The following is a 15,623-nucleotide window of genomic DNA, read 5'->3' as shown; positions in this document are numbered from 1 at the left end:
GCAAGCGGTTGCGAAAACATCGGGAGAGTGGATGCCGGCGGCCGCAGCATCCGGTCCATGAAACGGTTCTCACTCTGTAAGCGCTTGCAATTCTTGTGAATCCGCTGTTAGTGTCGGCGGACAGCTCACCGGCACGTCGTCGTGCCTTCTCCCCATCCAGGAGCCCTGATGTCACAGCCGACACCTCTCCGGACGCGCGCGTTCACCGCGACGCTCACGGCCGCCGCACTCATCCTCACCGGGGGAGTGGTCGCCATCGCCCCGGCCGCCGCCGCGGAGCGCACGTTCGCACTCGTCGGCAGCGTGCAGTCCGAGCTCGGCTGCTCGGCCGACTGGCAGCCCGACTGCGCGGCGACCGACCTCGCCGCCACCGGCACCGCCGGCGTGTACGCCGCCGAGTTCGACGTTCCCGCCGGCTCGTACGAGTACAAGGTCGCGGTGAACGACGCGTGGGGCGAGTCGTACGGATTGAACGGCGGCAACGACAACATCCCGCTCACGATCGCGGGGCCGTCCACGCTGCGCTTCGTGTTCGACGACAACACCAAGCGCGTGGGCGTCGAGGCGAGGAGCCTGCGCACCGGCTACACCGCCGACGACGACGCGCTGGTCGCGCCGCCGGTGCGCGAGCCCGGCAGCCAGGAGCAGTTCTACTTCGTGATGACCGACCGGTTCGCCGACGGCGACACGTCGAACGATGAGGGCGGGCTCAGCGGCGACCGGCTGACCAGCGGGTTCGACCCGACCGACAAGGGCTTCTACAACGGCGGCGACATCGCGGGGCTCCGCCAGAATCTCGACTACATCGACGGCCTCGGCACCACCGCCATCTGGCTCACGCCGAGCTTCAAGAACAAGCCGGTGCAGGGCACCGGAGCGAACGCCAGCGCCGGCTACCACGGGTACTGGATCACCGACTTCACCCAGATCGACCCGCACCTCGGCACCAACGCCGAGCTGCAGGCGCTGATCGGCGAGGCGCACGCCAAGGGCATCAAGGTCTACTTCGACATCATCGCCAACCACACCGCCGACGTCATCGACTACGCCGAGAAGCAGTACGGCTACATCGACCAGAACTCGTCGCCGTACACCGACGCGAACGGCGTCGCGTTCGACCCGCACACGTACGCGGGCACCGATACGTTCCCGGCGCTCGACCCCGCGACGTCGTTCCCGTACACACCGGTGATCGCGGACGCCGACAAAGACCTCAAGGTTCCGGCGTGGCTCAACGATCCCACGCTGTACCACAACCGCGGCAACTCGACCTGGTCGGGCGAGTCGGTCACGTACGGCGACTTCGACGGTCTCGACGACATCATGACCGAGAGCCCGACGGTCGTGGACGGCTTCGTCGACGTGTACGAGAACTGGATCGACCTCGGCATCGACGGCTTCCGCATCGACACCGCCAAGCACGTCAACTTCGAGTTCTGGCAGCAGTGGACGACCCGCGTGCTCGACTACGCGCACGCACAGGGCAAGCCCGACTTCTTCATGTTCGGCGAGGTCTATGACGCCGACCCGGCCAAGCTCTCGCCGTACGTGCGCGACACCGACATGTCCAGCGTGCTCGACTTCACCTTCCAGTCCTCGGCGGTGAGCTTCGCCGGCGGCGGCAACGCGAAGAGCCTGCAGAACCTGTACGCGGGCGACGACCGCTACACGACGCCCGATTCGTCGGCGACCGCGCTGCCGACCTTCCTCGGCAACCACGACATGGGCCGCGTCGGCTACTTCCTGAAGGACGCGGACAACGCGCTGCAGCGCGACCTGCTCGCCCACGATCTGATGTTCCTCGGTCGCGGCCAGCCGGTCGTGTACTACGGCGACGAGCAGGGCTTCGTCGGCACCGGCGGCGACAAGGACGCCCGCCAGTCGCTGTTCGCGAGCCAAGTGCCCTCGTACCAGAACCAGAACCTGATCACCGGTGAGAGCGCCGGCTCGGTCGACCGGTACGACATGTCGGCGCCCGTGTACGCCCGCATCGCTGAGTTGGCGGCGCTGCGGGAGGCGAACCCGGCCCTCGTCACCGGCGCGCAGATCGAGCGCTACGCCGACAACGGCGCAGGCGTGTACGCCTTCTCGCGCGTCGACCGCGACGAGAAGGTCGAGTACCTGGTCGCCCTCAACAACACCACCGCCGACAAGGCCGTGAACCTCACGACCCTGACCGCGAACGCGTCGTACGCCCCGGTCTACGGGACTTCGACCGCGATCTCGACGGATGCCGCCTCCGCGACGTCCGTGAACGTCCCGGCGCTCTCGGCCGTCGTCTACCGCGCCGGCACGACCGTCACGGCGCCCTCCGCCGTGACACCCGTCACCGTGACGGTCCCTGCGGCCGGCGCCGGCCTGAGCGGTACCGCTGCCGTGACCGCGGACGTCGACGACACCACCTGGCAGGAGACGAGCTTCGCCTGGCGCGTCGTCGGGTCGGACGAGTGGCACGCGCTCGGCACGGCCGAAGACACCGATCCCGGGGTCTTCCACACCGTCGGCGGTCTCGCGACCGGCACGCTTGTCGAGTACCGTGCTGTGACGACCGACGCCGCGGGCAACCACGCCGCAGCCTCGACCTACGCCTCCGTCGGCAACAAGGTCAGCACGGGCATCGACGAGACGCCCGAGGAGCCGGTCGAAGAAGAGCCTCAGACGCCGACCGAGTATGGCGCCGTGAGCGTCCCCGGCAGCTTCAACGCCGCGGCCGGCTGCCCGGGCGACTGGCAGCCCGACTGCGACGCCGTGCAGATGACCAAGGTCGACGGCATCTGGCATCTCGCGCTGGGCGACCTGAAGGCGGGCAGCTACGAGTTCAAGGTCGCCACGGAGAAGAAGTGGGACGAGAACTACGGCGCCGGCGGCGTGCAGAACGGCGGCAACATCACCCTGGTCCACGCCGGCGGGCCGGTCGAGTTCTTCTTCGACCCGCGCACGAAGAACATCCGCACGACGGATGACGGCCCCGTCATCACGCTGCCCGGCTCGCTGCAGAGCGAGCTCGGCTGCGCGGGCGACTGGATGCCGGACTGCCTGGCGACCATGATGTTCGACCGTGACGGCGACGGCGTGTTCCAGTTCACGACCGACGACCTGCCCACCGGCTCGTACGAGGTGAAGGTCGCGCACGGCCGCTCATGGACCGAGAACTACGGCGCCGGCGGCGCTCCGGGCGGCGCGAACATCACATTCAGCGCGACCGCCGGCAAGGTCGTGACGTTCCGGTACACGCTCGAGACCCACGTTCTGACCGTCAAGGCGAGCGACCCGCCGCTCGCCGGCACCGGTGAGCTGCGCGCGCACTGGATCGATGCCGAGACCCTCGCCTGGCCCGCCGACCTCGGGACGGTGACGGCCGACACCGCGTGGCAGCTCTACGGATCCCGGGATGCCGCACTCGGCGTCACCGCCGACCGCGAAGTCGCCGGGGGCACCGACCCGATCGCGCTGACGCGCATCGACGGCGGTCTCACCGACGACCAGAAGGAGCGGTTCCCCGCGCTCGCCGGCTACGTCGCGCTCCGCGTCGACGTCGACCGCGAGGCGGCTGCCGATCTGCTCAAGGGCCAGCTCATGGTCGCCCAGCGCGGCGCGGCGGGTGCGCTCACGGCGTTCACCGGAGTGCAGATCCCCGGCGTGCTGGACGACCTGTACGCGGATGCCGTCGACGACGCCGACCTCGGCGTGACGTTCGCGAAGAACGGCAAGCCGACGTTCCGGCTGTGGGCGCCGACCGCGCAGACGGCGACGCTGCTGACGTGGGACGCTGGCACAGACGGTGATCCTGCGCGTCACGAGGCGACCTGGGATGCGGCATCCGGAATCTGGACCGTGAAGGGCGACAAGAAGCTCGCCGGCGACGAGTACCTGTGGGAGGTCGTGGTCTACGCCCCGACCACCGGCAGGATCGAGACGAACGACGTCACCGACCCGTACTCGGTCGCGCTGACGACGAACTCGGAGCGGTCGGTCGCGATCGACCTCGACGATAAGCAGTGGCGCCCGAAGGCGTGGGAGAAGACGAAGGCCCCCGAGATCGCGCGCCCTGTCGACCGAGCGATCTACGAGCTGCACGTGCGCGACTTCTCGATCGGCGACACCAGCGTTCCCGAGGCCGAGCGCGGCACCTACAAGGCGTTCACGCGCGACAGCGCGGGCACGAAGCAGCTGCGCCAGTTGTCGGCCGCCGGCATCAACACCGTGCACCTGCTGCCGACGTTCGACATCGCCACGATCGAAGAGGACCGTTCGAAGCAGCAGGCACCCGACTGCGACCTCGCATCGATGCCGGCCGACAGCGACCAGCAGCAGGCGTGCGTGGCCGCCGTCTCGGCGACCGACGGCTTCAACTGGGGCTACGACCCGTACCACTACTCGGTGCCCGAGGGCTCGTACGCCGTGGATCCCGAAGGCGGCGCACGCGTGTCGGAGTTCCGTGAGATGGTCGGAGCCCTGCACGGCATGGGCCTGCAGGTCGTGCTCGACCAGGTGTTCAACCACACCTCGGCGTCGGGGCAGAACGCGACGTCGGTGCTCGACCAGGTGGTGCCCGGGTACTACCAGCGACTCAATGCCGCCGGCAATGTCGAGACCTCGACGTGCTGCCAGAACGTGGCCACCGAACACGAGGTCGCGCAGAAGCTGATGGTCGACTCTGTCGTGATGTGGGCGCGCGAGTACAAGGTCGACGGCTTCCGCTTCGACCTGATGGGCCACCACTCGAAGCAGAACATGCTCGAGATCCGCGCCGCGCTCGACGAGCTCACGCTGAAGAAGGACGGCGTCGACGGCAAGGCCATCTACCTGTACGGCGAGGGGTGGAACTTCGGCGAGGTCGCGAACAACGCCCTCTTCGAGCAGGCCACGCAGGGACAGCTCGGCGGCACCGGCATCGGCACGTTCAGCGACCGGCTGCGCGACGCCGTGCACGGTGGCAGCCCGGTGGCCGGCGAGACCATTCAGCAGCAGGGCTTCGGCACGGGCCTGGGCACCGACCCCAACGGCGCGCCCATCAACGGCACGACCGAAGAGGCGCTCGCCGACCTCGCGCACCAGACCGACCTGGTGAAGCTCGGCCTCGCGGGCAACCTGCGCGACTACACGCTGACCGATCACACGGGTGCCCTGAAGGCGGGCGACGAGCTCGACTACCGCGGTGCGCCGGCCGGCTACGCCGACCAGCCCGACGAGATCATCACGTACGTCGATGCGCACGACAACGAGACGCTGTTCGACCTGTCGATGCTGAAGCTCCCGGCCGACACCACGATGGCCGACCGTGTGCGCATGAACACGCTGGAGCTCGCGACCACGACCTACGCGCAGACGCCATCGTTCTGGCACGCGGGCACCGAGCTGCTGCGCTCGAAGTCGCTGGATCGCAACAGCTACAACTCGGGCGACTGGTTCAACCGCATCGACTGGACCGGCCAGCAGTCGACGTTCGGCTCGGGTCTGCCGATGGCGGCCGACAACGACGACAACTGGGGCATCATGCAGCCGCTGCTGGCGAACCCCGCCAACAAGCCGCAGGCGTCCGACATCGCCACGGCCGAGGCATCCGCCCTCGACCTGCTGCGCGTGCGCGACGAGGTGGGGCTGCTGCGCCTCGGGTCTGCCGAGCTCATCGAGCAGAAGGTCACGTTCCCGAACAGCGGACCGGATGCCGCACCCGGCGTGGTCGTGATGCTCATCGACGACCTGGTCGGCAAGGACGTGGACCCGAAGCTCAAGGGAGCGCTGGTGGTGTTCAACGCCGGCACCGAGCCCGTCTCGCAGACGGTGTCGGCGTTGAAGGGCCGCTCGTTCGCGCTGACGCCGGCGCTCGCGAAGGGCTCCGACCCGGTCGTCAAGACGACGACGTGGGATGCCGCCACCGGCACGGTGACCGTCCCCGCCCGCACCGCCGTGGTTCTGGTGGAGGCGCAGAAGCGCTGACGCCGGCATCCCGGCATGACATCGCCCGCTCGCCCTTCGGGCGAGCGGGCGATGTCCGTCAGAGGCTGAGGTTCACGAGCAGCTGGTCGGCGGCGCGGCCGATCCCGCTCAGCTGCCACGGCACGACTACCAGCGCGATGACCGTGAACAGGACGATCGTCGATGCTCTTGCCCGCCGCACGATCCGGTCGACGAGCAGTCCGACGACGCTCACGATGCCGATAGTGCAGCCCGCGACGCTCGCGAACGCCATGCGCACGTAGTCCTCGTCGGTGGGAGCGCCCTGCGGCAGCGTCATCAGCGCGAGCGCGATCGGCACGATCACCAGCCCCAGCACGAGTACGAGGGGCGCGGAGAACCCGCGCAAGCTGGTGCCGGGCCTCGTGGGGCGCGGCTTCGTCGCGACGTCCGTCATGGCGCGAGCCTAGCGGTCCGGCGGGTGCCTTCGACAGCTCAGATCGCGCTGCCGACCCGCACCAGGTTGCCGTTGCGGTCGACGACGGCGAATTCGCGCATGCCGTAGTCGGTGTCGACCGGCGCCGTGATGCGGCTGCCGGTCGACGGATCCGGCTCGACGAGTCCCGCCCAGAGCTCGTACAGGCCCCGCGCGTCGTCGACGAACAGGTAGCACATCGACGCCGTGGTGAACGGGTCGACGTCGGGCGACTCGGTGAAGTGCAGCTCGGCCTCGCCGCGGCCGATGATGAGGTACTGCCATTCCTCGGGCGGTGCGCCGCGGTTCTCGAACCCGAGCCGCTCGTAGAACTCGAGCGTCTCTCGCAGGTCGCGGCTGAGGAGGATGGGGACGGCCCGCTCGGTCATCCCCGCAGGTTAGCGTGTCCCGCGGACGCGGCGGCAGGGGTCAGAGCGAGCCGAGCAGCTGCGCGCCGAACACCGCGACCGCGGCGAGGCCGACGCCCGCGACCGCGAAGCCCGCGATCGCGAGGACCAGGATGTTGCCGCCGATCGTCAGCAGAGCAGCCGCGACCGGAGAGAGCTCTCGATGACGGGCGATGCGGACCGAGGACGTGGTGGTGGCCATGACTTCGACGCTACGGAGCGCCGTCCCGCCGTGCGTCCACCCGTGGTCTCATCCGGGTCCACCTCTCGGATGATTCCGGCGCGGCCGCATGGGCTACGGTGGAGCCCGTTCGCACCCGCCGTCCCGGAGGCCCGACCATGAGAGTCGCCCTGCACTCGATCGTCAAGGACGGTCATGAGAGCTCCTACGACCGCGAGCACGAACGCATCCCCGACGACCTGGCAGCCAGCTTCGCGCGGATCGGCATCCGCGACTGGACGATCTGGCGGTCGGGATCGCACCTGTTCCACGTCGTCGACTGCGACGACTTCGCGGCGGCGATGCGGGCGCTGGAGGACGATCCGGCAGACGCCGCGTGGCAGGCGCGCATCGGCGAGCATGTGGACCATTTTGTCCTCGACGGCGAGGCGCCCGAGGGCATGATGCTGCCCCAGGTCTGGCGGCTGAGCGAGCAGCAGGGTTGACGCCCCTGGCGGCGGCATCCAATCAGAAAAAAGAAATCCAGGGAATTGTCGATGTGTGCGGACGCCGCGCGACGACCCCAGTGAGGCGGGTGCCTGCCCGCCCGCACCGGAAGGATCTGACATGAAGTACATGATGTTCGTCGTCACCTCGCTCGAGCCCGACGCCGAGGTCGACGAGTCCGACGTCGCCCTGTGGGTCGACCCGCTCGACGCCAGCGGCAAGCGCGTCATCGGCGAGGTGCTCGCCCCGCAGGGCGAGTCCACGGTCGTCAAGGTGCGCGGCGGCAAGGTGCTCACCACACGCGGACCCTTCGTCGAGACCGCCGAGGTCATCTGCGGCTTCGACATCCTCGAAGTCGACAGCCTCGACGAGGCGATCGAGATCGCGTCACGGCATCCGATGGCCCGCAACGGGCAGCTGGAGCTGCGCCCGTTCATGGTCTGGCCCGACGGCGCGGGGCGCGCGGGGGCCTGAGCCGCGGCATCCACTCATCGAGAAAGGGCGCGCTCCCGTCGTGACCGACGGGAGCGCGCCCTTTCGCGGAATGGGTCCGCGTTTGTTGAGCAAGCGCTTGAGCAAATTGCGGGGCAGGACTTCTGTCTGCGTGTCGACTGGGATCAAGAGGAACAGCGTGACTGCTCCGGACGAAGAAAGGGAAACCGTTAGACTGCGGTGACCGAGGCCCCGGGAGGATCGAGATGGTTCGTGAGACCACAACGCCCGCCGAAGCTGTGATGAGCATCGGACACCGCGAGGAGGGCCGTCGGCTTCCGGCGCGGGCGGGCGTGGCGACCGACACCGCACGGCTCGATCTGAGCGGACTGTGGGCGTTCCACTACAGCGTGGATGGGCGAAGCCCGGAGGGCGCGCTGCAGCCACCGTTCGACGACACCCTTTGGGACCGCATTCGCGTGCCCTCTCATTGGGTCCTCGAGGGCGATGGGCGATACGGCCGCCCCCAGTACACGAACGTGACACTGCCGATCCCGCTCGACCCGCCTCACGCGCCCGATCTCAATCCGACCGGCACCTATCGGCGCACCTTCGAACTCGCCGACGGATGGCTGGACGGCACGGTCGTGCTGCGCACCGAGGGCATCGAGTCCGAGGCCACCATCTGGGTCAACGGGATCGAGCTGGGGACCCGGAACGGCTCCCGGCTCGTTCAGGACTTCGACGCCACCGACGCCGTGCACCCCGGTGAGAACGTCATCACGATCCGGGTGCGGCAGTGGTCCGCCGGCACCTACCTGGAGGACCAGGATCAGTGGTGGATGCCCGGGATCTTCCGCGAGGTCGTGCTGCTCCACCGCCCCGCCGGGAGCATCGACGACGTGTGGCTGCGGTGCGAATACGACCATCTCGACGGCAGCGGCACGGTCGTACCGGAGATCGCCGCGCACGCGGCGGCCTGGCCGGTGACGCTCGAGATCCCCGCGCTCGGTGTGCGGATGACGTGGGCCGATCGCGACTCGGTGTCAGAGATCCGGATCCCCGCGGTGCAGCCGTGGTCCGCCGAACGCCCCGACCTCTATGACGTACAACTCGTCGCCGCGGGGGAGACCGTGTCGATGCGTGTCGGCTTCCGCAGCATCGCGATCCGGGACGGGGTCCTGCAGGTGAACGGCCGTCCGATCAAGATCCGCGGCATGAACCGGCACGAGATCGACGCCGAGCGCGGACGGGTCTTCGACGAGGAGGAAGCGCGGCGCGACCTCATCCTGATGAAGCAGCACAACGTCGACGGCATCCGCACCGCGCACTACCCGCCGCACCCTCGCCTGCTGGATCTCGCCGACGAGCTCGGATTCTGGGTCGTGCTGGAGTGCGACCTTGAGACCAGCGGATTCCTCGATCAGGAGCCGCACTGGCGGGGCAATCCTGCGGACGACCCCGCATGGGGGCCTGCGCTCCTCGACCGCGTCATGCGCACCGTCGAGCGGGACAAGAATCATCCGAGCATCATCATGTGGTCCATCGCCAATGAGAGCGGAATGGGCTCGGGGCTCGCGGCCATGTCGGCGTGGGTGAAACAGCGGGATCCGGGTCGCCCCGTCATCTACGAAGGCGACTACACGGCCGACTATACCGACGTGTACTGCCGCATGTATCCCACGCTCGAGGAGATCGACGCGTTCCTCGCGGACGACGGGCCGATCGGGGTCGCCTCGCATCCGGCATCCCACGTCACCCCGGAGCAAGCCCGGCGCGCTCGCAGTCTGCCGTACTTGCTTGTCGAGTATGCCCACGCGATGGGAACCGGCCCGGGGGGTCTGGACGGCTATGCCGCCCGGATCATGTCGGATCCGCGCATCGCGGGCAGCTTCCTCTGGGAGTGGAAGGATCACACGCTCCGCGCAACGACCGCGGACGGCACCCCGTTCCTCGCGTACGGCGGCGATTTCGGCGAGGAGGTGCACGACGGGAACTTCTGCGCCGACGGACTCGTCGCCGCCGACGGCAGTCCGCGCGCCGGCCTGACGGCGTGGGCGCAGCTCTCAGCCCCCGTGACTGCGCGGTGGACGGATGCCGGGATCCTGGTCGAGTCGCATCGCACCTTCGTCGACACGTCCGATCTTCGACTGCGCTGGGCAGTGCTGTCCGACGGTGTGGAGTACGCCGGGGCAGCGCTGGAGTTCGCGCCCGTCGGCCCCGGCGGACACGTGATGATCGAGCCGCCCGCCGAGCTCGGGCGTGCGCTCGCCGTGGCTGCGGTCGGCGGCGAGACGGTCGTCCTCGTGCAGGTCGTCCTCGCGCACGAGACGACGTGGGCTCCCGCCGGGCACGTGGTGTCGGGGGCTGCGCACCTCGTCCGTCCGCGCAGCCGGCGTGAGCCGGTGACGGAGCCGGCGGGCGTCGAGAGCGGTGAAGCCGGCCTGCGTGTCGGACCGGCCGTCTTCGACGAAGCATCCGGCGACCTCCGCGGCATCGGCGGGATCCCGATCGGATCCGCCGCGATCGATCTCTGGCGGGCGCCGACCGACAACGACCTCGGACGCAACCCGCTCGACTACGAGGCCGAGCCGCCGACGCCCGCGAACGTGGGCGAGGGATCCGGCATCGGCGGCACGTCGGCAGCCGACCGCTGGCGGCGGCGCGGCCTGCATCGGCTGCGGCGACGCATCGTCGTCCGCGAACGATCGGATGCCTTGCTGCACAACGTCGACCGATGGATGCCGGCAGGGACGAGCGAGGGCGTGGACGCATCCTTCACGTGGTCCGCCGAGCGCGGCGACGCCGTGTGTGATCTCGCCGTCAGGCCCGCCGATCCGCGGCTCAACGGCATCTGGCCGCGGGTGGCGTGGCGTCTGGAGCTGCCGGCAGAGGAATGGGACGTCGAGTGGTACGGGTACGGTCCCGGCGAGTCGTATCCCGACCTCATGGCCGGTGTGCGGCTGGGCCTCTGGCGTTCGGGGATCGATGGTCTCGCCCCGGACGTCGCGCGCCCGCAGGAATCGGGGCACCGCTCCGGAGTCCGCTGGCTGCGGCTTGCCGCGCGGAGCCGTCCCGCGCTCCGGATCGAGGTGCTCGAGGGCTCACCCGGTTTCTCCCTCCGCCGGTGGAGCCCGCTGCAGACGACGGGGGTCGCCCATCCGCACGAACTCCCGCTGCCGACGGCTGCACACCTGAGCATCGAACTCGGCATGCACGGCGTCGGAACCCGGGCCTGCGGCCCCGACGTGCGTCCGGAGTTCGCGCTGCGGCCGCGGGAGCTGCGCGCCAGGCTCCGATTCTGCGTCGAGGAGTGAGCCCGGGCCGTCAGTCGTCGGTGCCGGGCTTGGCGCGGCCGATCTCGCGCCAGCGCGTGCGCAGGGCGTGAGCCGCCGCCTTGGGCTTGCGGTCCCGCGTGAAGACACCCTTCTTATTGCCGTCGACGCGGAAGTACCCCGACTTCGTCTGGAAGTCGGCGAAGTTCCACACCTGCTCGCCGACGACCGCGGGTACGCGGTCGAACACGCTGTGGTACACGTCGAGCATGCCGACCTGGTACTCCTCGGTCCACGGCTGGTCCCAGACGGAGTGGAAGCCGGCGATCGTGTCGGCCCCATACTCCGTGACGATGATGGGGCGGCGGTACCGGTGCTCCCACTCGCGCAGCTCCGCCTCCAGCCCCGCTTCAGCCAGCACGAGGTCGCCCGCGTCCTCGTACCATCCGTAGTAGCGGTTCAGGCAGAGCACGTCGGCGAACTGCGAGGCCCGGCACATCGTCGGCGACGCCGCGATGAGGTTGACGAAGGTCACCGGACGCGTCGGATCGAGTTCGCGCGCGAGCGCGAACAGCGGCTCGAAGTACTCGTCGGCTCCCTCGATCATCGAGTCGGGTTCGTTGGCGATCGACCACATGACGACGCACGGGTGATTCTTGTCGCGAGCGATGAGCTCGCGGATCTCGCGCTTGTGCGCATCCTGGATGGACGGGCCGAAACCGCTGGTGAAGGTGTTGTGCTCCGCGCCGCCGGCGACGGCGATACCGCCCTCGATCCTCTTGTTGAGGCCGACGGCGGCCGTCTCATCGATGACGACGATGCCGTTGCGGTCGGCGAAGTCGAGGACCTCCTCGGCATACGGATAGTGGGAGGTGCGGAACGAGTTCGCCCCGATCCAGTCCATCAGCTGGAAATCGTGCACGAGGTAGGCGTTGTCGTGCCCCTTGCCCCGTACGGCCGTGTCCTCGTGCTTGCCGAAGCCGGTGAAGTAGAAGGGTTCGCCGTTGATGGGGAAGCGTGCGCCGTCGACGGCGACGGTGCGGATGCCGACCGACAGCGGATACTCGTCGACCACGACGTGACCGACTATGGCTTCGATGACCAGTCGGTACAGGTACGCGGATCCCGGTCGCCACAGCCGCGCATCGGCGACGCGCAGCACGCCGGCCCGACCCTCGCCAGCGGAGACGACGGCGCCAGCCTCATCGACCAGCCGCACGCGGACGGATGCCTCGCCGGACACCTCGACGGTGTAGTCCACGAGCCCGGTCGTGCCGTCGATGTCCGTCACCACCGTGACGTCGCAGACGTGCACCGCGGGCCTGCTGGCCAGCCACACGGAGCGGTGGAGACCGGCGTAGTTGTAGAAGTCGTGGGAGTAGTCCTGGACGAGGCGGCCATCGGGGCGCGCGGTGACCGTGCCCGGCGGGATCGTATCGGGGGTGAGGCGATTGTCGACGCCGATGGTGAGCAGGAACTCCGCCCCTGCCGCCACGCGATCGGTGACATCGGCTTCGAACGGGAGGTAGCCGCCCTCGTGCTCGGCGACGAGCACATCCCCGACATAGACGACACTGTGGTGGGTCGCCGCATCCACCCGCACGATGACACGCTCGTCCGTCCAGCCGCGCGGGACTCGCACGATGCGCTGGTACCAGACCCAGCCGACGTGATCGCGGATCGATGGGTCGGTGAAGATGTCGTTGTAGCTCGCCGGCACGGGTGCCTGCAGGGCGGGAGCGAGCGGACCGGCCCACGGGGTGAGAAGGGTGTCGTCGTCGACGGCGAAGTCCCACAGGCCGTCGAGGGCGAGGAGTTCACGAGTGGATGTGATCCGCGGCCTCAGCATGTCCGTGACCCTCCGTCGTCCTTCACGTGTCGTGCGAGGAACGTCAGGATGTGCTCCCAGTCCTCCTCGCCGAGGGAGTGGCCTCCGGGACGCAGGTGGTACCCGACCCGCGCATTCGCGAGAACACGATGCGCGGAGAGCGCGGCCGACGTGGCGAGGTATTCGCCGACCGGGTCGGCCCAGTCGTCCTCCGTGGCGCTCGCGACGTAGAGCGAACGAGGAGCCAGGGCCGCCAGCAGGTGATGCTGATCGATGGGCAGATCGTCCTCTCGGCTCGCATACGTCGCGAACCGCGGCGTGAACCACGCGGGGAACCGCATGGTTGATCTCCTCGATGGACTCGCCCGCCAGGTGCCGGGTGAGCGCCGCGCCGGCGCATCCCGATGCGTTCGAGACGACGCCCGCGAATCCCTCGTCCTGCGCCGCGGCCCAGAGAGCCGCCTTGCCCAGGCGCGAGTGACCGAGCGCGACGATCGCGTCCGGATCCACCCTGTCGATCCGAACGAGCAGGCGGCGGAGGCAGGAGAGCCCCCACGCCCATGCGCCGATCGTTCCCCATGGATCGGCTGCCGGACGGTGCGACAGCCCGCGGATGCCGTCGCTGACGTGTTCGGGATCGTCCGGCTCGATGTCGCCCGCGTAGACGGTCGCGAAGCCGAATCCGGCGCGGAGCACGAGCTCGAGGGGCCATCTGCTCGCGGCGGCGCCGCGGCCGGCCGCGGATGCACGGTCGCCATCGGTCGGCACGTTTCCGCCCGGCCGCACCCAGCTGCGGTGCAAAGGCACCCCCGGGTCGTCCGAGACGGTGTGGTTGCCGCCGAAGTTGAGCGCGGCGATGACCGGAACGGAGGACCCGGCGCGGGGGAGCACGACGAGGACGTCCAACACCCGGACTGCCTCGCCGTCCGAGACCGTCACCTCGAAGAGCCGTCGCACGCCGAGCCCGTCGCAGACCTCGGCGGGTTCTCCGACCTCACGCGCTGTCTCGGTCCAGCCCGGCCGCGGGGTGCGGCCATAGACGTGGTCAGCCAGGAGCTCGATCCAACCGCTTCGCGTCTGCTCCCACGTCCCTGCGGTGAACTCGTCGAGCGGCGGCGCGGCGGTCATGCCCTGTGTCATCCGGATCTCCTCTTCTCGCCGCGCGATACCCGCAGCGTGATCAGCTGGAACGGTCGAAGGGTCAGCCGCGGCTTGACACGGGGCCGCCCTTTCGCCTTCCGCTCAGCCCGCGAGCAGCAGGGTCGACGGCTTGGGTGAGAATTTGTTGTCGAGCACGAGGCAGGCGGCGCCGATGGCCGCGACGTCCGAGCCGAGCTGCGTGCCGGTGATCGTGATTCCGTGCAGGTCTCGTGAGACGGACTCGGCGGCGATCACCGGCGGGATCATCTGCAGATAGCGCTCGGCGACCCGTTCCCACATCGCCCCGCCGATCACGACGCGGTCGACGTCGAGCATGTTGGTTGCGGTGAGGACCGCGGATGCCGCGAACCGGCCGGCCCGGTCGATGATGGCGCCGGCGTGCTCGTCGCCGTCGTCCGCGAGCTCGCACAGGGCGGCGAACGCGACGTTGGCCGCCGCGGGGCTGTCGAGATCAGTGTCGGCGGGAAGCACGCCCAGTTCGACGCCCTGCGCGGCGAGCTCGCGCGGCGATCCCACCTGCCAGAACGCGTGGAAGCGGTCGGTGTAACGGTCGCCGTACTCCTCGGACGAGACGGGCATGCGCCCGACGTCCCCTGCATTGCTCGACATGCCGCGGATCACCACGTCGTCGATGACGAAGCCCATGCCGATGCCGGTCCCCAAGTACAGGAACACGAAGTTGCGCGACTCCCCGGCGCCGCGGTCGGCCCACTGCTCGGCGACGGCGCCGGCGATGACGTCCTTGTCGAGCAGCACCGGCAGACCGGTCGCCTCGCGCAGGTGGTCGCGCAGCGGCACTTGGTGCCAGCCGGGCAGGTGCGGCGGATCGAGCACGAGGCCCTTCTGCACGTCGACCGGTCCGGGGGAGGCGATCCCCACGCCCAGGATGCGGGCGCGGTCGATGGGCGCGCCTTCGATGAGCTGCTCGATGTGCTCGCTGATCAGCGTGAGCACCGACTCGGGGTCGCGCACATCGGGGGTGGGATGGCTCGCATCGACGACGACGCGCCCCGTGAAGTCGAGCAGCACGTAGGTGATGACGGCCGGGTCGATATGCACCCCGACGGCGTAGCAGCCGGTCGGATCGAGCTCGAGCATCGTGCGGGGCTTGCCGTACGCGACGGGCTGCTTGCCGGTCTCGAGCACGTAGCCCTGGTCGATGAGCCGCCGGCAGATGTTCGACACGGTCTGGGCCGACAGGCCGGTCTCGGTCGTCAGCTCGACGCGGCTGCAGCCGCCCTCGGCGCGCCGGATGGCATTGAGCACGACTGTCTCGTTGAAGTCGGCGACCCGGGGGAGGTTCGTGCCGCCGGTGGAACCCCGTGCGCCGGGGGACCAGGAACGCTCCATACGTGCTCCTCGCTGAATCCGGTCCCGTGCGTCCGGCCGCATCCGTGCCGGGAGTCTGCTGTTACCGTACACGGCCGGTCGGCCATGTACGGAGGGCCCTTGCCATCGGCGAGTCCCTGCCTCTATGTTA

General features: G+C 69.3%; 10 protein-coding genes and 1 pseudogene. 4 read left to right on the top strand and 7 right to left on the bottom strand.

Annotated features, from left to right (window positions below):
- Positions 1-168: 168 nt before the first annotated feature.
- The gene (gene pulA / locus IF188_RS10440) at positions 169-5,940 is read left to right on the top strand and encodes a pullulanase-type alpha-1,6-glucosidase (protein ID WP_191171746.1); all 5,772 of its coding nucleotides are present in this window, start codon (positions 169-171) and stop codon (positions 5,938-5,940) included.
- A gap of 58 nt (positions 5,941-5,998) precedes the next feature.
- Here the strand turns inward: pulA and IF188_RS10435 are convergent, their stop codons facing one another.
- The 3 genes from IF188_RS10435 to IF188_RS10425 are packed head-to-tail and all read right to left on the bottom strand — an operon-like array spanning position 5,999 to position 6,982.
- Positions 5,999-6,355, bottom strand: a complete 357-nt coding sequence (locus tag IF188_RS10435; protein ID WP_191171745.1) for a hypothetical protein — start codon at positions 6,353-6,355, stop codon at positions 5,999-6,001.
- A 38-nt stretch (positions 6,356-6,393) separates the two neighbouring features.
- Positions 6,394-6,762, bottom strand: a complete 369-nt coding sequence (locus IF188_RS10430; protein WP_191171744.1) for a bleomycin resistance protein — start codon at positions 6,760-6,762, stop codon at positions 6,394-6,396.
- Positions 6,763-6,802: 40 nt separating this feature from the next.
- Positions 6,803-6,982 carry a hypothetical protein gene (locus IF188_RS10425; RefSeq protein WP_191171743.1) on the bottom strand — a complete coding sequence of 60 codons (180 nt, stop codon included), beginning with the start codon at positions 6,980-6,982 and terminating at the stop codon, positions 6,803-6,805.
- A 137-nt stretch (positions 6,983-7,119) separates the two neighbouring features.
- Here IF188_RS10425 and IF188_RS10420 point away from each other — a divergent pair, with 137 nt between their 5' ends.
- The 3 genes from IF188_RS10420 to IF188_RS10410 all read left to right on the top strand — a co-directional run bounded on the left by IF188_RS10420 (position 7,120) and on the right by IF188_RS10410 (position 11,196).
- Positions 7,120-7,446, top strand: a complete 327-nt coding sequence (locus IF188_RS10420) for an L-rhamnose mutarotase (protein WP_191171742.1) — start codon at positions 7,120-7,122, stop codon at positions 7,444-7,446.
- A 121-nt stretch (positions 7,447-7,567) separates the two neighbouring features.
- The gene (locus tag IF188_RS10415; RefSeq protein ID WP_191171741.1) at positions 7,568-7,921 is read left to right on the top strand and encodes a YciI family protein; all 354 of its coding nucleotides are present in this window, start codon (positions 7,568-7,570) and stop codon (positions 7,919-7,921) included.
- A 260-nt stretch (positions 7,922-8,181) separates the two neighbouring features.
- Positions 8,182-11,196: a glycoside hydrolase family 2 TIM barrel-domain containing protein gene (locus tag IF188_RS10410; RefSeq protein WP_224751722.1), complete on the top strand. Its 3,015-nt coding sequence runs from the start codon at positions 8,182-8,184 to the stop codon at positions 11,194-11,196.
- Between the two features lie 10 nt (positions 11,197-11,206).
- On the opposite strand, the gene uidA is transcribed toward IF188_RS10410, so the two are convergent.
- From uidA to IF188_RS10395, 4 genes and pseudogenes are all read right to left on the bottom strand, one after another.
- Entirely contained in the window at positions 11,207-13,003 is a 1,797-nt protein-coding gene (uidA, locus tag IF188_RS10405) for a beta-glucuronidase (RefSeq protein WP_191171739.1), read from the bottom strand.
- Positions 12,997-13,323 carry a glucuronyl esterase domain-containing protein gene (locus IF188_RS10400; RefSeq protein WP_191171738.1) on the bottom strand — a complete coding sequence of 109 codons (327 nt, stop codon included), beginning with the start codon at positions 13,321-13,323 and terminating at the stop codon, positions 12,997-12,999. Before IF188_RS10400 ends, uidA begins: the two co-directional genes overlap by 7 nt.
- A gap of 34 nt (positions 13,324-13,357) precedes the next feature.
- Positions 13,358-14,110: pseudogene (locus IF188_RS20665) on the bottom strand (glucuronyl esterase domain-containing protein); the annotation flags it as partial.
- Between the two features lie 114 nt (positions 14,111-14,224).
- Positions 14,225-15,493, bottom strand: coding sequence for an ROK family transcriptional regulator (locus IF188_RS10395; protein WP_191171737.1), 1,269 nt, complete (start codon positions 15,491-15,493; stop codon positions 14,225-14,227).
- Positions 15,494-15,623 lie beyond the last annotated feature (130 nt).

The sequence above is a fragment of the Microbacterium helvum genome (assembly GCF_014779795.1).
Taxonomy (GTDB): Bacteria; Actinomycetota; Actinomycetes; order Actinomycetales; family Microbacteriaceae; genus Microbacterium; species Microbacterium helvum.
Note: the sequence above shows the minus strand (reverse complement) of the source record. Positions and strands in the feature narration are given on the sequence as shown.